General features: G+C 48.6%; 15 protein-coding genes. 8 read left to right on the top strand and 7 right to left on the bottom strand.

The genetic code is table 11. The features are described from left to right. Positions 1-118: 118 nt before the first annotated feature. The gene (locus tag ACJJIS_RS01890) at positions 119-487 is read right to left on the bottom strand and encodes a cupredoxin domain-containing protein (protein WP_282931156.1); all 369 of its coding nucleotides are present in this window, start codon (positions 485-487) and stop codon (positions 119-121) included. Next, positions 488-2,731 carry a heavy metal translocating P-type ATPase gene (locus tag ACJJIS_RS01885; RefSeq protein ID WP_475709338.1) on the bottom strand — a complete coding sequence of 748 codons (2,244 nt, stop codon included), beginning with the start codon at positions 2,729-2,731 and terminating at the stop codon, positions 488-490. A gap of 200 nt (positions 2,732-2,931) precedes the next feature. On the opposite strand from ACJJIS_RS01885, the gene ACJJIS_RS01880 reads away from it, so the two are divergent. From ACJJIS_RS01880 to ACJJIS_RS01860, 5 genes are all read left to right on the top strand, one after another. Next, entirely contained in the window at positions 2,932-4,239 is a 1,308-nt protein-coding gene (locus ACJJIS_RS01880; RefSeq protein ID WP_475709337.1) for a DnaT-like ssDNA-binding domain-containing protein, read from the top strand. Beyond that, positions 4,151-4,816: a replication protein P gene (locus ACJJIS_RS01875; protein WP_108734620.1), complete on the top strand. Its 666-nt coding sequence runs from the start codon at positions 4,151-4,153 to the stop codon at positions 4,814-4,816. Before ACJJIS_RS01880 ends, ACJJIS_RS01875 begins: the two co-directional genes overlap by 89 nt. Before the next feature lie 142 nt (positions 4,817-4,958). Next, positions 4,959-5,669, top strand: a complete 711-nt coding sequence (locus ACJJIS_RS01870) for an outer membrane beta-barrel protein (protein WP_475709336.1) — start codon at positions 4,959-4,961, stop codon at positions 5,667-5,669. A gap of 218 nt (positions 5,670-5,887) precedes the next feature. After that, positions 5,888-6,598 carry an outer membrane beta-barrel protein gene (locus ACJJIS_RS01865; RefSeq protein WP_444915450.1) on the top strand — a complete coding sequence of 237 codons (711 nt, stop codon included), beginning with the start codon at positions 5,888-5,890 and terminating at the stop codon, positions 6,596-6,598. Positions 6,599-7,192: 594 nt separating this feature from the next. Continuing rightward, positions 7,193-7,630 carry a VanZ family protein gene (locus ACJJIS_RS01860; protein ID WP_475709335.1) on the top strand — a complete coding sequence of 146 codons (438 nt, stop codon included), beginning with the start codon at positions 7,193-7,195 and terminating at the stop codon, positions 7,628-7,630. On the opposite strand, the gene ACJJIS_RS01855 is transcribed toward ACJJIS_RS01860, so the two are convergent. Together ACJJIS_RS01855 and ACJJIS_RS01850 are read right to left on the bottom strand one after the other, a co-directional pair. Further along, positions 7,608-9,488 (bottom strand): phytase, encoded by a 1,881-nt coding sequence (locus tag ACJJIS_RS01855; RefSeq protein ID WP_475709334.1) that lies wholly within the window; start codon positions 9,486-9,488, stop codon positions 7,608-7,610. The two genes, ACJJIS_RS01860 and ACJJIS_RS01855, sit on opposite strands and share 23 nt — an antisense overlap. Positions 9,489-9,619: 131 nt before the next feature. Continuing rightward, on the bottom strand, positions 9,620-12,223 hold the full coding sequence (locus ACJJIS_RS01850; RefSeq protein ID WP_475709333.1) for a TonB-dependent receptor: 2,604 nt from the start codon (positions 12,221-12,223) through the stop codon (positions 9,620-9,622). A 229-nt stretch (positions 12,224-12,452) separates the two neighbouring features. On the opposite strand from ACJJIS_RS01850, the gene ACJJIS_RS01845 reads away from it, so the two are divergent. Together ACJJIS_RS01845 and pstS are read left to right on the top strand one after the other, a co-directional pair. Beyond that, the gene (locus ACJJIS_RS01845) at positions 12,453-14,375 is read left to right on the top strand and encodes a PhoX family protein (RefSeq protein ID WP_475709332.1); all 1,923 of its coding nucleotides are present in this window, start codon (positions 12,453-12,455) and stop codon (positions 14,373-14,375) included. Between the two features lie 111 nt (positions 14,376-14,486). Then, positions 14,487-15,569 (top strand): phosphate ABC transporter substrate-binding protein PstS, encoded by a 1,083-nt coding sequence (gene pstS, locus ACJJIS_RS01840; protein ID WP_475709331.1) that lies wholly within the window; start codon positions 14,487-14,489, stop codon positions 15,567-15,569. Position 15,570: 1 nt separating this feature from the next. Here pstS and ACJJIS_RS01835 read toward each other — a convergent pair whose 3' ends face one another. Beyond that, positions 15,571-17,433, bottom strand: a complete 1,863-nt coding sequence (locus ACJJIS_RS01835; protein WP_475709330.1) for a sensor domain-containing diguanylate cyclase — start codon at positions 17,431-17,433, stop codon at positions 15,571-15,573. Positions 17,434-18,345: 912 nt separating this feature from the next. On the opposite strand from ACJJIS_RS01835, the gene ACJJIS_RS01830 reads away from it, so the two are divergent. Further along, positions 18,346-18,705, top strand: coding sequence for a putative quinol monooxygenase (locus ACJJIS_RS01830; protein WP_444915443.1), 360 nt, complete (start codon positions 18,346-18,348; stop codon positions 18,703-18,705). Positions 18,706-18,833: 128 nt separating this feature from the next. Here the strand turns inward: ACJJIS_RS01830 and ACJJIS_RS01825 are convergent, their stop codons facing one another. Beyond that, a complete protein-coding gene (locus ACJJIS_RS01825) occupies positions 18,834-19,568 on the bottom strand; it encodes a sulfite exporter TauE/SafE family protein (protein WP_444907181.1) in 735 nt (244 codons plus the stop codon). A 150-nt stretch (positions 19,569-19,718) separates the two neighbouring features. After that, positions 19,719-20,327 carry a MarC family protein gene (locus tag ACJJIS_RS01820; RefSeq protein ID WP_413663436.1) on the bottom strand — a complete coding sequence of 203 codons (609 nt, stop codon included), beginning with the start codon at positions 20,325-20,327 and terminating at the stop codon, positions 19,719-19,721. Positions 20,328-20,466 lie beyond the last annotated feature (139 nt).

Below are 20,466 nucleotides of genomic sequence, written 5' to 3'. Positions count from 1 at the left end.
CAGCCTGACCAGAGCCCCTCTCTCCATACAGGTGAAAGGCAGCTCTGGGGTATTGGTTATATCTATGTCGTCTTGGCCCGGGGAATTATTACACCCCCATAGAGAATCACATTTACTGTTACTCCAGTATCAATGTGCCCCGATACATTTGCATCTGGCAGTTGAACGGGTATTCACCCGGCTCGGCTTTTGGTATTTCCACCAAGGTATCCTGATTCAGGGCAAGCTGAGCGCTGACTTCCAAGTCTGGAAACAATACCCACTCGGAGCAGGGGCTTGGGTCCTCCCGGTGAAAATGCAAAGTCGCTGTGCGACCGGCGGGCAGGCGGATAAGATCCGGTTCGTAAACTCCATCCTTAACCAGAATCTGTAAATTATCCGTGCTCGGCGTCGCCTTACTGGCACTTCTTTTTGGGCCCAACCAAAACCACCAGATAACAGCCAGAATCATCAGCACACCGACGATATTTACGAGAACTTCAGCCATTTAGCGAGCCTCCGATGGTTTAAAGAAGCGCAGGCGGTTGGCATTACTGACCACTGTCAGGGAGGAAAGCGCCATAGCACCACCGGCAACAATGGGGCTCAGTAACATACCCGTAATCGGGTAGAGGACACCGGCGGCGATGGGAATACCCAGAGTGTTATAAATAAAAGCTCCAAACAGGTTTTGCTTGATGTTGTGCAAAGTGGCCCGGGACAACTCCACGGCATTGGCGACCCCGTGCAGGGAGGAACGCATTAGGGTGACATCGGCGCTCTCAATAGCAACATCGGTACCGGCACCTATCGCAAAGCCCACATCGGCCCGCGCCAGGGCCGGGGCATCGTTAATCCCGTCACCCACCATACCCACTCGCTCGCCTTTTTTTTGTAATTCAGCGACGATCCCCTCTTTATCTTCCGGCAATAGTTCTGCGTGAACTCGATCGATGCCCAGTTGCCGGGCAACCGCTTCGGCACTGCCGTGATTGTCCCCGGTAAGCATTTCAATGCGTAAACCCAGTTTGCTCAGTCGCTCGATAGCAGCTTGCGCATCAGCGCGAATCGGATCGGCTACGGCAATAATCCCCCGCAACTTGCCGTCCACGGCGGCGTACATCACCGTGCGCCCCGCCGTAGCCAACGTGGCTGCCCGCTCACTCCAGGCATCCAGGGAAATGGCTTCCTTTTGCATTAACTTGGTATTCCCCAACAGCACGCGACTGCCACCGATGTCACCACTCACACCGTGAGCTGTGATGGCCTCAAAGTTAGCTGGAGACTGCAATTCAAGGTTTTTTTCGTGAGCAGCCGTCACTATGGCTTCGGCCAAGGGGTGCTCTGAGCCCTGCTCCAGGCTCGCCACCAAGCGCAGCAGTTCATCGCTGTCGCCATCACTATCGATATCTGTCAGACGCGGAGAACCCTCGGTGAGAGTCCCGGTTTTATCCACAACCAGGACATCCAGAGTGCAGGATTGTTGCAGGGCCTTGCCGTTGCGCACCAGTACACCATACTCGGCACCTTTGCCCACCCCCACCATAACCGACATGGGAGTCGCCAACCCCAAGGCACAGGGACAGGCGATAATCAGCACCGAAGTCAGTACTACTAACATATGGGCAACCCGAGGATCGGGGCCCAAGTTGAACCAAACCAGTGCGGCCACCAGGGCAATAATCATCACCACTGGCACAAAGATACCGGATATCTTGTCCGCCAAGCGCGCGATAGGTACCCGGGAGCTCTGGGCATTCTTTACCATCTCGATAATCTGCGCGAGGCGGGTGTCGGAACCCACTTTATCTGCGCGAAACAACAGGCTGCCATTTTTATTTAGAGTGCCGGCGGCGAGGCTGTCACCCTCCGCCTTTTTCACCGGCACTGGTTCCCCGGTGAGCATGGACTCATCCACCAGGCTGCGCCCTTCAAGCACAGTGCCATCCACCGGAATTTTCTCGCCGGGGCGGACGCGCAGCTGGTCTCCCTGCTGCACCTGCTCGATAGGCAGGTCCACCTCTCGGCCATCTCTCAATACCCGCGCGGATGTATCCTGGAGCTCTAACAGCTTCTCCACTGCGGCACTAGTGCGCCCGCGCGCCCGAATCTCCAGTGCCTGGCCGAGGCTGATCAGGCCAATAATCATGGCACTGGCCTCGAAGTACACATGTCGTGCCGCTTCCGGTAAGAGATGGGGAACCAATACCACGATCATAGAAAAGAGCCAGGCCGTTCCCGTGCCCAATGCCACCAGCGTATCCATAGTGGCATTGTGGTGACGCAGTGCCTTCCAGGCACCACTGAAGAAGTTGCCGCCACAGAAGACCAGCACCGCCAGGGTAATCAGTCCCATAACACCCCAGGCCAGCTGCTCCACCGGGGTATTCACCGATACCTTGTCGGTGATCAGCCCCCAGGCCATCATTGGCACGCCCACGCCCAAAGCAAATGCCGAGCGCCACAACTGCTGTCGGTAGTGCCGCTGTGTCTGCTCCCGCTGTTCCGCGCGCTGCTCTCGTTCACTACTTCGCAGGAGTTCAGCGCCGTAGCCCGCGCCTCGGACGGCTTCGATACAGGATTCAGCCTCTGCCGGGCCGTATACCGACAGGATTTTATCGGACAGGTTTACCCGGGCATCAGTCACCCCGGCTACGGCCTTAACCGCAGTCTCAATTTTGTTGATACAACCGGCACAATTGACTCCACTCAAACGGAACACCGTTGGCGCAGATTGTTGCTCCTTCGTCATCTTGCTCTCCCGCAACACCAATTACAGCGACAAAGTTACAACCTTACCGCTAGGGGAAGGCAACAGTTGGCAGCGCACCGCCCGCCGAAATTTCGCAGTCAATTCATCCTTCAGCTTAGTGGCTGGCACCAGGGGCGGGAAAAGGCTGAGGATTCGCCAATGATCGCGCATGCGATGCGCCGGAATGTTATTATCGCGCCATGACACATCCCCTGCTTCCCGAAAGACCCCTGAGTATCTCTCCTTCTCTGGCTGCCACTGTCGGCCTGGAGGAAGCTGTGCTGCTCACTGCACTTGGCGACCTGGCTCCATTCCTTCCCCTGGAGCCCTACGGAGGCCGGGATTGGTATACCGCCGAGGGGGAGCAGCTATATCTGCTGCTGCCCTTCTGGCAGGCAGCGGATATCCAGAGGGTAGCCACCAGTTTGCGCAACCGGGGTGCCCTTCTGCTGGGGGCGGCACCATTCGGCAGTAGTGAGATTCTGAAGTTCGCCCTGCCCGGTGAGTACAAGCGCCCGGTGGCAACACCCCCTACCCCGTCCAACCGCAATGCCAACACTATTGCCCCCAGTTGGCAGCCGGATAGTGAAACCATGGCCCGTATCGCCCAACTGGGTATTCCCGAGCACTTTGTAAGGGAGCAATTGCCGGAGTTTGTCACTTACTGGCGCGAGCGCGCCGAGCCCCGTCACTCCTTTGGCTCCCTGTTCCTGCGCCAGGTTAAAAGCAAGTGGGAGGCTTTTCGCGCAACGGCTCAGCGCAAACAGCCACTGCCCAACGGCTGGCAACCCAGCGATGAGACCCTGCGCAAGCTGGCAGACGAGGGAGTCCCCAGCACTTTTGTCGGTCGCGGCCTACAGCGCTTTCTCGATTACCACCGCTCCAGTGGCAAGCAGTCCATTTCCTGGGATTTGGAATTCAATGACTGGATTATGGAAGACTGGGAAAAGCAGGACACGCCATTTATCGAAAAGCGCAAGCCCACTGCTATGTCCCGCGACTGGCAGCCCAGCGAGCACACCTGGGAGCAGTTACAGCGCCTGGCCATCAATCCGCGCTTTGCTGCCGAATTGCTGCCGGAATTCATTTATAAATGGACCGAGCGCGGTGGCCACAGTGCCCGCTGGGGTGAACTGTTTATCGAGTATGCGCGGGAAGAGTGGGCCTATTACTGCCAGGGTATTGAGAAAAACCCGGTGGCCAAACCCATCTCCCGCAACTGGCAGCCCAGTGGTGACTGCCTGAGTCATTTGATGAACCAATGCGAGATAGATCGCGACTTCGCTCTATCCCTGGTTCCGGAATTTATTATTTACTGGCGCGGTCAAAATGCCGCACGTAAAAGCTGGGACGCCGTATTTGTGCGTCACGCGCGCCACCAGTGGGCGGAGCGCAACAAACTGGCAATAGGAAACTCTTATGGCAATCCACAAGACTCCCACAACAACACCAACCAGCGCACCCGCGACCGGTCAATCGGCGACATACTCACAGACACAAACTGGTAGTGAACAGGGCCAGGAACTGCTGAACGAAAAGAAGCGCGCAATCAATGAAGTATTTGCGCTGTTTAAACTGAATTATCACAATCAGTTCAGCGCAGCGTTTCCAGACACTGAAACCCTTCACCACGCCAAGCGCCTCTGGCTGGAGGCCCTGCTTGCTTTCGCTCCCCAGGATATAATGCAGGGTGCCAAGCGAGCAATCCTGCAAAGCGAGTACCTGCCCACCGTACATAAAATGCTGCAGCTGTGCGCCGCTGGGGAGAATGGTTTACCGGAAGCACGCGCCGCCTATCGCGAAGCCTGCAATGCCCCCAGCCCCAAAACCAATTACAACTGGAGCCACTTAGCGATCTATCACGCAGGGCGGGAATCCAACTGGTTTTTTCTTGCCAATAACCCCGAGTCTATCGCCTACCCGGTCTTTGCTGAGCACTATCGAAAAATATGTGAACGAGTCCTGGGGGGAGAAAAACTAACCGCTCCAGAGCAATTAAAGCTGGAGGAAAACCCCGGCTCACCACTTTCCAAGGAAGAAAATTCGAAAAGACTCTCGGAGATGCGAGCAAAGCTTGGCATTTAGAAATTAACAGCCAACTGCTTACTCTGACTTTGAATACAGGGCCTGATACCTAAAGGCCCTCACGCCAATGACTTGTGAAGTAAAAGCCCTGATCTAGCTTTACTGTGCTTGAAATAAAAATAAACAAAGCACAGGACAGATCATGAATAATTTTAAGACCACCGTAAAAACAAGTTTGTTTTCCAGCCTTATATTCACTTTCGCTACAAATACCAGCGCTGACTTTGCCAACAGGAAATATATTGGGGCTACCCTCGGTGAAACCTCTTATCCTCAATTTTGCTCATCTGCAAACCCCCGGATAAAATCACAGATTCCTCAAGGATCTACAGACGGACGCTTTCATTGCAATAGTAGCGGCAGTACGATTAAGTTTTATGGCGGCTTGCGCTGGAACAGATACCTCGCCCTTGAAATCAGCTATCTAAAACCTTCAGCTGCGCAAAGCAGCTTTTATACCAATAATGAAAATGGAGAGTATGCAAAGGCTGCATACCAGGTTGAGACACATTTATTGACCGCCTTTTTATTGGGTTTTTATCCTGTTAACTCCAATATAAATATGTTTGCCAGAGTCGGGGCTGGAGCTTGGAGAGGAAAATTATCAGAGCAACAATCCGCTCAATTTTATATCCCCCAGCAATTATCCAATGGACAATTCACGGCACAACTTCAGACGTTCGATAAAGACAAGTCCCAAAACCACAAAGCCCCTCACTGGGGTGTTGGGGTCGGCATGAATTATATCTATAGGAATCACTGGATTTGGAGACTGGAGTGGGAGAAACTGGAGCCCACTGGAGTAGACTTCAATGCAGAAACACTATCACTGGGTTTAGGGCGGCTTTTTTGAATTTTGTTAATTGACACCTATAACTTTATACAAATTAAATAGAGTTCCCGCGAACTATTACTGGGAACTCTACCTTTAGGCGCCGAATCCAGTTAATAGAGTAGGTCCTACCTTCGATCAATCTAAAAGACGTTATTATTTTGGTGGTTGCCTTAATCAAATTTCACTCTAAAATCAGCTTCAGCGGTCCCCCCATATAAGCTAAACAAGGTCAAACCATGAACCGCTTTAGCCCCCTATTCATTATTTTTCTACTTTCCTTGCCTGCCCTTACTTGCGCCGATTTCTACTCACACAAATATGCTGGTATCTCTTTCGGTAACCAGCATGCCAATAACTTGTGTAGCGAAGCAGAGAAGCGGGTTCAACAAATTGGCGCCAGCTTAGATCAAGTGGATCTCAGTCAGTGTGATGATAAAAATAACGCCTGGAAACTATTTGCAGGAATTCGATGGACACCTTACCTGGCAATTGAAGCCAGCTATCAAAATTTCAATAAGTACCAGCTGAATACCCATATCTCATATGGGGATGGTGAATATTTAAACTATTTCTCTGATTTTGATAGCCAGCTTTTCAATATATTTTCCCTGGCGTATCTTCCCCTGGGAGAGTCATTTAGCTTATTTGGGAAACTTGGCACCGGCATCTGGTACGCGGAAACCAATGAGATTCAGAAGGGTGAAGTTTTTATCCTATACCAGCTTGAAGATGGAAGTTTAATAGAACAATTAACTCCAGTCAGAGGTGAATTAACCGATAGCAGCAATGGATTCCACTGGGCTTATGGTGCTGGTATTAACTATAGCTATAGGGGTAAGTGGAGCCTACGGATAGAGTGGGAACAGTTTTCAAAAATTGGGGGCGATACGTTTCTGGATGAAATAGATAGTGAAGCTATCACTATGGGGTGGAGTATTAACTTTTGATAAAGCAAGGAAGGTTCAACATTAATTATTCCTAGAAAAACAGCTATCAGATCACCGATTCAAACAATAAAAAAATGAAAAATAAGAAAAAAAACCTACAAGTAAAAGATCTAAAGGAATACAGTGAAGACTATGGAGCAAAAATAAAATTTGAAAACCGATTAAAAGATGAACATAAATTAATTAAAACATTTTCACTATAATTTTTCACTATAATACTTATTATTTCATTTTTTCTTTCGGGTTACGCTCAACGATATGACGAACTTTTAATGGCCATTACCTTTGGGACTATACTTACTTTATACGGTCTTAACTGGCAATTGGAACAGAAGAAAATTAACACCCCCCCTATCTGCAGTAATTGCAATAAAAAGATGCGGCGCTGTGAATATACCAGCGGATGCAGGTGGCAAGATCTGAGGGGAATCGTCTATCTATGTGAAGACTGCAAGTCAAAAATAATTGATACTGAGCCATCACAATCTGGTTAACTCACAGTTTTTTAAGGCCTCTCTTTCCCCTCTCATAAGATATAGATAAAATCAACATCTAGATTTCACAAGATTAAACAAAACTGTATCAATAAGTATTATGCCAAGATTTCTCAAGGCTTCAGCCCTACTGTTTTTTCTTTTTATTCTTTGGATTATCTATCTAGCCAATACCGGATCGAGTAGTATATTTTTTGACCTTGTCCGTGCTATGCCCTATGGCGATAAACTAGGCCATATCGCCTTGTTTGGTACTTTTGGTCTTATCCTGATAACTGCCACCCGCGCCACTTATTTTAAGCTCGGCTTTATTAGAATTTACTATGGTGCTATCGCAGTGCTTGGCTTTGCCCTGATTGAAGAGATAAGCCAGGCATTTGTTCGCTCAAGGACTTTTGACTTACTTGGTCTGGCCGCCGATATCGTTGGAGTGATACTTGCGAGTTCTCTGGTTTACCTGGTTCAAAGAGCCCGCAATATTAACAATTTAAGCCAGCCTGAAAACCCCGATACCGCTAGTGAGACAACAGACGATTGATATCCCTCCAATCAACCAATTTAAAATTCTGGGCTGCGCTGGGCATTCGGTTGCGCCCATCCTGAACAACTAACAAACCTTGCGGATATTCCGCACCCAAAGCTGAACTGGTAACGGCCAAACCATCGGTTTCCGAACTGCCATCCACACCTAGCTGGGGATTCATACCAACCCGAAAATGGGTAATAAATTCATTCCCACTACGGCTGAATAGTGAATAGCTATCATTACCTTGACTGGATATCACTAGATAGCCCTTGTCGCCATCCTGATAAAGTGCCAATCCCTCTATATCTGCCACCAGCTTTTCACCATCCACTTCTGCCACCAACTCTGGAGAGGCCTCTGATAAGGACTTTAGGTCCAGCCGCCAAATCCCCAGGTCCTCCTCAGCAAAAAACAGGGTTCCGAACTGGTCATCCACAACACAGCCTTCTACCTGTCCATAGTCATCAAACTGGATACCCTGCTCAATCTCAAACTCATTGGAGGACTCAGAGACATTGATTTTGAGCTGATGCAAGCTGGCCTCCTTGTCAGAAACCCAGGCATAAAGCCCACTATCGTCCTGTTGCAGGCACAAGCCATAGGGATCATGAAGCCCTATACCCCGGTATCCAAGATACCCCACCTCGCCCGTTGTACTGATAGAAAATAGATCCAAACCGGGGTTAGTACGATTAGAGGCAACGGCAATCGCATCAATATTAGGGTGGGAAATTTTACGGATATCAACATTATTAACCCTGCCTACCGGAAAGTGCTGTTTTAAGCTGCCTGAAAGATGATAGATATTGAGCCCCTTTTTTTTATCTGTAGCAAAAATCAGGCTGTTTGCCGGCGAATGAGAGTTCACCCAAATAGCGGGATCATCAGCAGCATCCCCATAAGAGTGAACGGGGTCAGTTTGTCCCCTGGCGGCAACAGTGGGAATAATCTCAAGCGGATTATCTGTAACGCTGGTCAGCTTGGTATTTATCGGGAAATAGGTTATTTCACTCTGCTTATCATTTAACACGGCCAACCTATCACCAAAAACTGCAATAGAGGCAGGACTTTCTGCAGGCAATGTCCAAGACTGGTCGGGCCTACCACTTCCTGACAAGTCGAAAGCCTGTACTCCCTGTTCCACAGCAATCCAGATTTGGTCCTGCTGATAACCCAATCGCAAGCTGCCGAAATCATCACCGAGCTGTTTCGCCGAAATTAAAAGCTCACGCTCCTCATCACGCTCTGCATCGGCATTCAATGCCAATATCCCTACAGGCGGCTGTGATACCAGTAATCGCCCCCGACGGTTATCCACGCTACAACTATTAACCTCCTCCCCCAAATATATTGGGCGGATCTCGGTAAAATCCCAGTGCTCATCACTGGGAGAAAGCAGGTACTCAACTCCCAACCCATCCTCTCCAATGACAAACAGGTGGTCTCTTCCTGCTTGCAATGAAAAACAGAGTGCGCTCACAGGCTTGGCACTCTCAAGCTTTCCTAAAAGTTGAAGCTGCAAATCATCGTTTAGATCAGTAAATAATTGATATAGCTGTAATTGCGCTTCCAGCTCTTCGTAAGCCGCCACCAGGTAGCTACCATCTTCCCTTGGCTGAATGGCAAGTGCCTCTACTCTGCCATCCTTTTGAACTTGTATTTCTGCGGACTCATCTACAAGCACTAGCCCCTTATCTTTACTGGATAGCAACAAGTATTGCTGCTTAGGGAAACTGACCAGCTGAATCTGTTCAGCTATCAGCCCCTTTAAAGAGATGATCTTTTGTGAAGATAATCTTTGACTATCCTTTTCAAGATCACATCCGAGTAATATAAGGCAGGACAAAACACCCACTATTGAAAAACGCATAATAAAACCTGCTTAGAACTTACCGGTAACTGACAGAAAATATTATTTTTACAAAAACAAAGCCCCCACAATATTGCAGGGGCTTTATCAGGGTAAAAAATTGCACTAATCCAAAAATTCCAGTGTAAATTCTAGAAAGTGCTATAGCTCAGCCCAATCGCATAGGTCGGACCGTATTCTTCGTACTGACCATTAAACCCAGACATGTGAACATAGTAAGGTTCATCCGTGAGGTTAACCCCAGTAAAAGTAAGTTGAAGGCCATTATCAAAGCGGTAGCGGGCCGACAAATCCAATTGCAAATGGTCTTCTTCGTAGCGATCATTAGCCTCATTTTCAAGGTCTACTTCCAGCAGGCGTTCACTGCGAAAAGCTGCTGACAGGCGCATACTAAAGGCATCGCGCTCATAGCCTACAATAAAGTTGCCGACAAAATCCGCCTGGGAAGGCATAGATATTTTGTCACTGCGATCACTGCTATTGAGACCCAGATCAGCTTCTGAATCGGTAAATGTTGCATTGGCCCTGAGTAAGAACCCATTTTCAAAACCTTGAGTCCAGGCCAGTTCGGCACCGCTGATACGGGCGTTGTCTCCGTTAATCGGTTGCCATACTTCAGCATCATCAACCGCTAAATTCCCTACAAAACGGGTAAAATCGGTATTACTGGAAACCTCAGACATAACAATAAAGTTATCGATACTCTTATGGAATAGTCCCACAGAGAACATACCCAAATCGTCCGCATAGTATTCGGCAGACAGGTCGATATTGCGGGATTCATAGGGGTCTAATTCTGGATTTCCAGCTTCAACCTCCAGTTCCCCATCATCGTATTCAATTTTGGCCGGAGAGGGGTTCAAATAGCCAAATGATGGACGCGATAAGGACTCCGAATAAGCTGCACGGAGAACAACATTATCGTTGTAATCAAACTTGTAATTAATACTGGGGAAGAAATTGTCGTAGTCCCTCTCGTAGTTAACCTCAGTGGCATAAACCCCTTCTGAAATTAAATCGGCACCCGGCAGGGGCTCTTCCGACTCTGCCACATTCACTCCTTCAGCAGTAAATTCGGTGCGCTCATAGCGAACCCCAAAAACCAGCTGGGAGCGATCCAACTCAATAGAATTCATCACATACAAGGCCGTGATGTCTTCATTCATTGCGTAGTCACGGGCGGATGCCAAAGCGGTCTCCGTCTCATCTATGTCAAAATCACTGAGGTTAGCATTGATAAAACTATTCAGGCTTCCAACATTGACGCCAGGTCCAAATGCATCCAAACCATAATCGATACTATTGCGAGAAAAGTCCGCCAGAGTGTAATCCCCACCAAACCCTTTATATACAGTCGCATTTAAGTCACCAGCCTTTTCTCGCTGACGCTCATGTAATCCGAATTTAACTACTGAAGGATTGCTAGCCCAATCCATTTCTCTACTGATATCAATACGGAAGCTGATTTCTTCATCTTCAGTAAAGTTATCTTCAATGACCAATTCATCGAGTTGATAGCTGGCCGGGTCCAATACTGCTTCAACATCCTCACTTCCCACCGCCATACGGGGAGTATCACCAGCTTCAACATACCCCAAACGCAGGGAGTCCAAGACAAAATCGGTATCGCGGCGATTGGGTTCAGATTCCTCTGCATGGGAATATCCCAAGGCATAGGACAATCCCCATTGCTCAAAATTATGCTCTCCGCCAAATACCGCAGAAATAATTTCCTGTTCTTCCAGGCGGTCCTTCAGGGACTTCTCCAGTGCTGCCTCTTCCCACTCTGCCGAGTTGGCCGAAATAGTCTCCGGCTCATCGCGTTCATCATCGAGCTTCCAGGAATTGCGCTGGCGGATTTCCTGATCAGAAAAATCGGAGTACAAGCTGTGGAGATAGATACTGGAGTCACTGCCCAGGTCCAGGTCGAAGTTGGCAGCAAGACCTGTGCGCTCCCGGGTAATACTGTAATCGCGATGTTCTATTTCGGTCGCGCCCTTAGCTACAGAGCCATCTTCAGCGGTCAGTTCTTCCCAGCTACCGTCAGTCTCAATATTATCTGAGCCAAACTCCCGCTCCTGGTGACTTAGCGCCAATGCCACCCCGAGACGGCGCTCTCCATCAAGTTCAAAAATGTTGGTCATGGTCGCAGCCACTTTGGGGCTGTACTCTTCCTGAAGCTCGCTGTAGCTATTCTCTACGCTGAACTTGTAGCGATTGCTGTCATAATCCAGGGCATTCAGACTTTTGATCTCAATGGCACCACCAATAGAGTCTGCGCTCATATCAGGCGTAAGAGTTTTAAATACCTCCAAACTCGCCAATAAGTCCGATGGAATAACATCCAGGGCTACCGCCCGGGTGTTTGTTTCCGGTGCGGGCAGGCTCACACCATTAATTGTCGCCGCATTCAAATTTGGGTCTATACCCCGCACACCAACGAATCGCCCCTCACCCTGATCTCTCGCAATAAACACACCGGGCATCCGCTGTAACGCTTCTGTGACATTGGCATCGGGGAGTTCACCAATCGCATCAGAAGTTTGCACCGCTACGACCTTATTGGCGTCCCGCTGTCGATCCAAGTCACTGCGCGCATTACTTGCCTGGGCGGTAACCGTCACCGTTTCCATTAGCTGCTCATTTTCTGCGACAGCATTTGCACTAATGATGGCAGTCGCCAGAGCCGCCAATGGCATTCCCAGTAACCGCAAGCCTGAAGTTCTGTATTTCATTGCGTCCCACTCCCACATTACCGGTGGTTAATTGAATTGGACGCAGACTAGAAGGCCGCTATGAACTTTACGTGACATTTTTTTTAAGCTTGTCATCACATAGTCAATTAGTACTGCGACGATAGATGTAAGCCCTGCTATTTACACAGATATCAATCGCCTTAAAAAGAACCATCAAGGCAATTAACAGTAAAAAGCGTCATATACTGAAGCCAAATATGGAGCAGTCATGAACGAAAGCCCCAAAAACCCAGCACGCCGCTCTCTATTTAAAGTCCTGGGTGGTGTAACCGCCACCGGTACTGTAAGCAGCTTACTACCCGGCTGTAGTGAAAGTGAAAATCCCACACGCAACTCCCTCATCTTTAAAGAAATCCCCCATAGACTGGATTACCAACACCATCTACCAGAGGGTTATAAATCCACGGTTCTATTGAGGTGGGGAGATCCCTTACATAGAGAGGAAACATCTTTTCAGCCTGAAGAACTTAGCGCCAGTAGCCAGGAACAGCGATTCGGTTACAACAACGATTTTATTGCTTTTATGCCCTTGGCAGCGGGGATCAGTTCAACCCATGGATACCTGCATATACAAAGTAAAAATAGTGATCGCGGGCTTTTATGTGTCAATCACGAATACACCCAGCCCCATCTAATGTTTCCCGGTTATAACGACGAATACAGTGCCACCAGAGGAGTGAGTGCCGAGCATGTGGCCATTGAACAGGCCGCCTGCGGACACTCCATCGTGGAAATTCGAAGAAGTAAACAGGGCTGGAAAGTAGTGGCTGACAGTCCCTATAACCGGCGGATAACTTCTACGACGCCAATGGAAATCACTGGCCCCGCCGCAGGCGACGAACGTTTGAAGACCCGCCAAGATCCCAGCGGAACCCAGGTCCTCGGCACCATAGGTAACTGTGCAGGAGGGAAAACCCCATGGGGAACCGTATTAATTGCCGAAGAGGGGTTTGGCGGCGCTTTTCAGGGAGCCCCAAAAAAGCTCGAAGATTCCCGGGAGATCGAAAACCATCAACTTTTTGGTATAAAACCGGAAAATCGCAACTGGGGTGACCACGACCGCCGATTTGATATTCAGGTAGAACCCCATGAGCCCAATCGCTTCGGTTGGATGGTGGAGTTTGACCCCTATAACCCCCAATCAAAACCGCGCAAGCTGACCAGTTTGGGGCGCTTTGAGCACGAAGGCTTTACCCTGGTCTGTAAACCGGGACAACCGATCGTTGCTTACGGCGGCGATGATGATGAACATCAATTTGTCTATCGCTATGTATCCCAAGATAACTATCAGCCCGAAGATCCCGATACAAACCGAAAGCTACTCGTTAATGGCACGCTCTATGCCGCGCGATTTGCCGACGATGGCAGTGGCGAATGGCTGCCGCTGATATATGGCCAGGGCCCACTGACCGCAGAGAATGGTTTTCGCAATCAAGCAGATGTAATGATTGATGCGCGCCGCGCAGCCGCGCTATTGGGAGCCACGCCAATGGATCGGCCAGAGGACGTGGAGACTAACCCCCACAATGATTGCACCTATGTAATGCTGACCAAAAACAAGAAGCGCAGTGATACCGATGCCGCCAACCCCCGCGCACGCAATACTGCCGGCCATGTATTGGAAATAGCGCCCCCCGGGAAGAAGGGAAACCGCGACCACACAAGCGCACAATTTCAGTGGCAGCAATTTCTACTTGGCGGAAATCCCAATGCTGAAAACCCGGCTGAAAGGGGCGCCTATGGACAGCAGTCCCCTTACGATATCTCTGAGCACGGCTGGTTTGCCAATCCCGATAACGTCGCTTTCGATCCCAGGGGCAATATGTGGATTGCTACCGATGGCTGTGAGCGCTTTGGGTTCCACGATGGACTTTGGGCAATGGCTACTGAGGGGCCTTTGCGAGCGGCACCCAAGCATTTTTTTGGCTGCCCGCAAGGGGCTGAAGTGTGCGGGCCGGAATTTACTCCCGACGGAAAAACCCTGTTTATTGCCGTGCAACATCCGGCCGATTCACGCAACTCCACTTATGACCAACCCCTGCACCGCTGGCCAGATAATAATCCCCTGTTACCGCCTCGGCCATCGGTACTGGCCATTTACCGTGAGGACGACCAAATAGTCGGTAGCTAGGCAATTGATATGACAAACCAGGGACCCTGCTAAAATTTTAATCTAAAGCAGTTTTCGGCCTCTCACCCCGCCTATAGGCAGGTTGTCGGAGGCCTATAAGCCGAGGTCCCTATGATATCGAGGTGTGCAACCCTTTTACGCCGCCTTACCGCTGTGCTGGCAACCGCCAGTTTTATCCTTGCCGCCACACCGGGAACTGCCCAGGTACCAGAAAATCCTGTAAATCTCCGGGGCAGTGGCGCCAGTTTCCCCTATCCAATCTATGTGGAGTGGTTTCGGCAGTTCACCCACCGGGAAAACAATATATTTATTTTCTACGAGATGAGCAGTAGCGGTGACGGCATCAGGGACTTTCTCGGTCATACAGTTGATTTTGCCGCCTCAGATGCCGCTATTGAGATCGATGAGTTACGCAAGCTGAAAGGCGGTGGCGTGGTACTACCGGTTACTGCTGGGGAAGTCGTACTGGTATTTAACCTCCCTGGAATCGACAAGCTCAAACTGTCCAGGGAAGCTTATGTGGGGATTTTCCTGGGAGAGATCACCCACTGGGATGACCCCAAGATCGCAGCTGCAAATCCCGATATCAAGTTGCCCAGAGATGAGATTACCGTTGTCACCCGCTCTGAAAGCTCGGGTACCTCATATATCTTTTCTGGACATATGAGTAGCGTGAGCCAAGATTTTCGCGAAAAAATTGGTTTGGACAGAACACCCAGTTGGCCAAAGTTGCCCAGATTTAAAAGAGCACCGGGCAATCAAGGCGTAGCCGCTAAGGTTCGCAAGAAAGTTGGGGCCATTGGCTATGTCGAGCACGGGTTTGCCCAACTGGTAAACCTGCCTGTGGCTTTACTGGAAAACCGAGCGGGCAATTATATTGCTGCCGGGCCCAAGAGCGGAGCAGAGGCACTATTAGAGGTTGAATTTCCAAAAGCATCACTGCCAATTAGTGGTGCTCCCAACCTTATCGCCTGGATCTGGGACCCCAAGGGAGAAACCGCCTATCCCATTACCAGCTTTTCCTGGCTGTTGCTCTACGCAGACCAGGATGATCAAAAAGCACAAGCATTGCGGCAAATGCTGGTCTTTATGTTGAGCAACGCATCCCAAAGCCAGGCCGGAAGCTTGGGCCTGGTGCCCCTTCCGGAGAATATACGTCAAAAAGTACTCAATGCCGTTACCTACGTACGCTAATTTACGTAGCTTCAGCGCACTCCACAATACGATTACGTCCAGCGCGTTTGGCCTGATACAACGCAGAGTCTGCCCGTCGCATTAGCTCCAGGATATCTTCTCGCCCCTGAAGACGGGCGATACCAATACTTGCGGTAAACTGGGCTTGCCCAACTGCACTTTTAATCACGATTTTAGCGATATCCCGGTGTATACGATTGGCAACCTTCATAGCTCCTTCGACATTGGAGCTGAGTACTAGCGCGAATTCCTCCCCACCAATACGCCCGAAGATATCCACATCCCGCACGTGTTGAAAAATTACTCGGGCAGTCGCACAGAGTGCCTGATCGCCGATTAAGTGGCCATGAATATCATTAACAGATTTAAAATTGTCGATATCCAGCATTAATACACACAATGGCATTTGGTTATTAATTGCCACAGCCACCAGGTTACTGGCCTCTTCGAAAAAGCAGCGGCGATTAAAAATACCTGTTAGCGGGTCTGTGCGCGCCTCCTCTTCAGCCTTGGCTTTAGCGTACTCCAATTCCTGTGTGCGAAGTTTTACCTGTTGCTCCAGCTCGGTTCTCGAGGCTTCCAGGTGTAGTAGATACCTTTTTTCTGCAGTCTCTTTTTGTTGCCTTAAACGTTTTACCAGTAATCCGATAGCTATCATTATTGCCAACATCTCAACAAAAGAGGCAACCGGGGGCCAATAGTAATTAATTGGATTGTGCACCACATAACCGAGATCCCTCATCGCCTGCACCAAAAGCCCCAACACCAAAACGCTCCAGGCTAAAGCAAAAACGGCCGCAGAAGTATCCCCCTGTCGCCAACGCACCAATGCGACAACAACAACACCAGGATAGAAAAACAGAGCGAGCATCATAGAGATGTGCCCCAGAGCCTCCCACTGCAGTACAACGCAAATAACCAGGAATAAACCGTTGAGTAAAATTAATTTTAAAAAGTAATCCAGTCTTGGCGTGTACTTTGCCGTTTCAAGAAAGTATCGGGCAAAAAGAATTCCGGTCAGGATCGCCACAGCACTACTAATCGATTGATAGCGCCAATCAAATTGCTCTTGGAGCAAATATTGATGGGTATATCCCAGTAAAGACCCCCACACCCAAATTTTCGTTACAGAATATAAAGAGTATAAATACAGGATATTCTTACGCGCAGCAATAGCACCAATCAGCGCAAGAATGGCCATCAAAAAATAACCACCAAAAAGAAATGACGTTAAAATGGCCTCAGCCTTACTCCTCTCTTCAAGTTGTTCAGGTCTCCAAATACGCATACTGGGAAAGGCAACACCCAAAACTCCAACATCAAATTTAACCATCATTTCCTTTGATGCGAAGGGGGGGATTTTAAGTGGGAACGCAAAACGATGATGCTTGATTTTTCGACTGGAAAAAGGCTGGTTCGCAGACAGACTTGCCAGTTCAGTGTAAGGCTGACTGCCGCCCTGAATCCTAGAAAAGGCCGTCAGCCCATCGAGCTGGTTATCCACATATTCAATTGAGACATAAACTGTTTCACTACTGGAGTTTTTTAATATGAAGTGAGACCAGAAGGCTCCGGATTTAAGTCCGGTAGATCCGGCAGTCCCCAGGGGAAGAAAAAGTTTATTTTTGTAAGCTTTTTCAGCTTCAATAATGTTTCCAAACCCCGATGGTTCATGCCAAATTGCATTTAGGCCACTCGGTTTACTTCCTCCCTCCAACGAGGTGACATCCACAACCGTATGGGGGTAGCTGGGCATAGAAAGAAGTATGACAAACATCAGCACTGCACAACAAACAAAACGGTAGTGCCATTTAGGGCCACCCTTTTGAGTCCACAGTTCAAATTCACCAATTGTTTTTTTCATTCTTACTATGTAGATGCGCAACAATTTCCGTCTTCATAAAGACCAAATCAGTCATAATGGATACTGACTTCCAAAGTAAATTGATGATGCTTTTTGTATTTCAGAGAAATAGCTTCCATACAAGAAAGTCATCAATTCATACTTACATAAAATAGCTATGTATGAATTCTACAAGTCCGCACCTGTACAAAAAACACACTAGCAAGGACTTTAAATTATCAGGTACAACTTTTTTCTGCTCCCCCTATTTGGCAGTTTCACTTTTCATTTATCAAGCGCTTAAGTAATGTGTTTTATGCCTTTTAGCTTGAAATAAGGGTACACAGGCTGTTACGCCGTCTTACACCTTGGGGCTAAGCCTTAAAGTCAGGTATTAATTAGGATACAAAATCTTAAATACGCCAAAGAGAAAATTCCTGTTAACGATTACATTTGACTACCCACATCAAATTTAAATATTGTCTCTAGAACGCTAAATTTAGAAATTGTTGCTGATCCGGGGATCTCATCATTGTTTACCAATCAGTACATATAGAAAATATGCCACTCTTAGATATTAAGGAGCCTCTAAAGAACAGCTCAATAGAATTGGGCTTATCTCACAACCCAAGCATTGACCCCCCCCTTAGACCAAACAATGAACCAATAGTCATTCCTGAAGCAGGTTTCTTATACAAGTAGCCCGGTGAGGTTCAGTGCAACTGGAGAGCTATCAAATAGCTAGCCTTACCAAACTAGACGCCACGATGTCGTCTACAATATCTAGGACCATCACTTGATCTTCTTCCTGAGTAGAGCAGTTACTCCCCCTCTGGTATTTAGCGACAGGTTGCTTATCAGTCAGCATGCTTCCAGGACAGTTGTTGCTCTACCACTTATGTCAAAGCCTCTTAAACCGTATTGGAGATACTTATGTTTAATAATGTTGGCTGGCTTGTGGAGGCGAAAATAAAGAACGGACAGGAGCAGGCCTTTAGGTCAATTGTTGATGAAATGGTAGAGGTAGTCTCGCAGAAAGAAGCGGGGACATTGAATTACCAGTACTATATTTCTGATAGTGGAGAAATTATTGTATACGAGCATTTCAAAGATGTAAGTGCCGCACATAAACATGTGGATACCTGGGAGAATTATTCAGAGCGCTGGCTCAAGACGGCAGAACCCACTCGCGTCATCTATTTAGGCGATCTTCCCAAAGATCTTCAGGCACGCCATGCAGGCCTACCCCCCCAGCAGTATCACACCTATGCAGGATTCGAACGCAGCCATTAATAAACTGAATATAAAAAATTATACTAATTCTTATGATGATAGTATTGTAATTAGGAGAGCGAATTTTAATTCTTTGCTTTCCAAACGGTTAGTTCTGGCAATAAATTATAAACACTATCCCTATAAATCTAAACCATGTCATAAAGCGCTTTTATCACTAATACCAAGCCACACAAAAACATTACCAATAGAGTGTATTTCCTAAATTTTTTAAAGCTGACCTGATTCAATCTCCTTTTAGCGAGGGTTACACCAATAATCCCCCCAAGCCCAGCCGCCACACCATAGAATGCCAACTCTAGGGATACCGCCGAGAATGTAATATAAGTTCCCAGCTTTACAAGCTGCATTAACAGCCCATTAAAGGCCTTAGTGGCTATCAGGGATTCTTTCTCGAGACCATAATTCAGCAAGAAAGGGTTCTTAAGTGGACCCATTGCCCCAATAAGACCGGAAGCAAAAGCAGTCACCAATCCCAGAGGTAAAAAATAGGGAAGTGACATGGGAAAAGATCTTTCCCTATGGCCAAAGCGATACTGAAGTATCGTGGACATTAAAAAAAGCCCAACCACTATTTGTATCCACTCTGGGGACATCTGTGTATAGGAATATGCACCTAGCAATGCCCCGACTAAGCTTCCTGGAGTAAGCCAGCGTACTACCCGCCAATCAATATAGGACCAGAAAACCAGTGCCCGGTAGGGCGAAGCCAGGCACTTGGCAATGGTTACCGTTGGTGCAACCAGGTGTGGGCCAACGATAAAGCTAATCACTGGAACAAGGAGCAGTGCCCCGCCCCCGGCCGCAAGCGTGCTGATATACCAAATCAAGACGCCAAAAAACAGCAGCAATAGCTCTATCATTTTACCGCTTCAGAAGTCACCAAAATCACAGTGAATAAAGTAGAAATTCAGGCTTGGACGCAATTCCAACACCTAACCGGCAATCCAATACTCTCTTCACTAGAAGAAACGCAGCCTTAGCTCAACCAGTACAAAACCAAATGCCAGGAGCTAAATTGAAAAGAACTGCTGAATCCCGACAAGTACATTGGTTGTTGCCACTGAGGCCAGGATCAGCCCCATAACTCGACTCACGATACTGGCCCCGGCATCACCAATAAATCGATATATCCAGTTGGCAGTTAGCAGCAGCAATATCACTATCGCCAACACAGCTACCATGGCAGATGCTGTACTCAGCTGATGAACCACATCAAATCGATGGTTATCTGTGAGTACCACAGCCGCGAGCATGGCTCCGGGTGAGGCAATGGAGGGCACCGCAAGAGGGAAAATCGCTGTCTCATGCCCCTCACGGATGATTTCTATCTCCTGCTCTGGCTTGCTCTCACCAAATATCATGGTTAAGGCAAACAGGAACAGGACGACGCCTCCAGCTACCTGAAATGCAGAAAGGGGCACGCCAATCGCCTCAAGGAAGAATTGCCCTGCGACCAAAAAGAACAACAAGATCCCGGTTGCGACGAGTACTGCCAGCCAGGCTATCCTGCGCTTTTGCCACTCTGCATGTCGTGAAGTGACTGCGATAAACACTGGCAGAGTACCCACCGGGTCAATCACAGCAAAGAAAAAGACAAAGCTACTGATCCAATCGTTCAATTGGGACTCCGACGTGCCGTGCTACTATCCGCTTAATTAGAGCCCCAGGCAGTATGGGCAGGACCGGAGCGAGGTGTGCTTAGGGGGTCCAACGCCGTTATCTACGGTAACTGCTGGCGCAAGCGTAACTTGTAACTTA

The organism is Microbulbifer maximicatervae (SeqCode), from assembly GCF_056231245.1.
The sequence above is the reverse complement of the archived record's forward strand: the minus strand, read 5'-3'. Positions and strand labels throughout refer to the sequence as shown.

What these genes read in the sequence shown, in the direction of transcription:
- ACJJIS_RS01870 (WP_475709336.1), top strand. Translation starts at nt 4,959, where the DNA reads ATGAATAATTTTAAGACCACCGTAAAAACAAGTTTGTTTTCCAGCCTT.
- ACJJIS_RS01855 (WP_475709334.1), bottom strand. Translation starts at nt 9,488, where the DNA reads ATGCGTTTTTCAATAGTGGGTGTTTTGTCCTGCCTTATATTACTCGGA.
- ACJJIS_RS01885 (WP_475709338.1), bottom strand. Translation starts at nt 2,731, where the DNA reads ATGACGAAGGAGCAACAATCTGCGCCAACGGTGTTCCGTTTGAGTGGA.
- ACJJIS_RS01880 (WP_475709337.1), top strand. Translation starts at nt 2,932, where the DNA reads ATGACACATCCCCTGCTTCCCGAAAGACCCCTGAGTATCTCTCCTTCT.
- ACJJIS_RS01830 (WP_444915443.1), top strand. Translation starts at nt 18,346, where the DNA reads ATGTTTAATAATGTTGGCTGGCTTGTGGAGGCGAAAATAAAGAACGGA.
- ACJJIS_RS01875 (WP_108734620.1), top strand. Translation starts at nt 4,151, where the DNA reads ATGGCAATCCACAAGACTCCCACAACAACACCAACCAGCGCACCCGCG.
- ACJJIS_RS01835 (WP_475709330.1), bottom strand. Translation starts at nt 17,433, where the DNA reads ATGAAAAAAACAATTGGTGAATTTGAACTGTGGACTCAAAAGGGTGGC.
- ACJJIS_RS01825 (WP_444907181.1), bottom strand. Translation starts at nt 19,568, where the DNA reads ATGATAGAGCTATTGCTGCTGTTTTTTGGCGTCTTGATTTGGTATATC.
- ACJJIS_RS01845 (WP_475709332.1), top strand. Translation starts at nt 12,453, where the DNA reads ATGAACGAAAGCCCCAAAAACCCAGCACGCCGCTCTCTATTTAAAGTC.
- ACJJIS_RS01865 (WP_444915450.1), top strand. Translation starts at nt 5,888, where the DNA reads ATGAACCGCTTTAGCCCCCTATTCATTATTTTTCTACTTTCCTTGCCT.
- ACJJIS_RS01890 (WP_282931156.1), bottom strand. Translation starts at nt 487, where the DNA reads ATGGCTGAAGTTCTCGTAAATATCGTCGGTGTGCTGATGATTCTGGCT.
- ACJJIS_RS01860 (WP_475709335.1), top strand. Translation starts at nt 7,193, where the DNA reads ATGCCAAGATTTCTCAAGGCTTCAGCCCTACTGTTTTTTCTTTTTATT.
- pstS (WP_475709331.1), top strand. Translation starts at nt 14,487, where the DNA reads ATGATATCGAGGTGTGCAACCCTTTTACGCCGCCTTACCGCTGTGCTG.
- ACJJIS_RS01850 (WP_475709333.1), bottom strand. Translation starts at nt 12,223, where the DNA reads ATGAAATACAGAACTTCAGGCTTGCGGTTACTGGGAATGCCATTGGCG.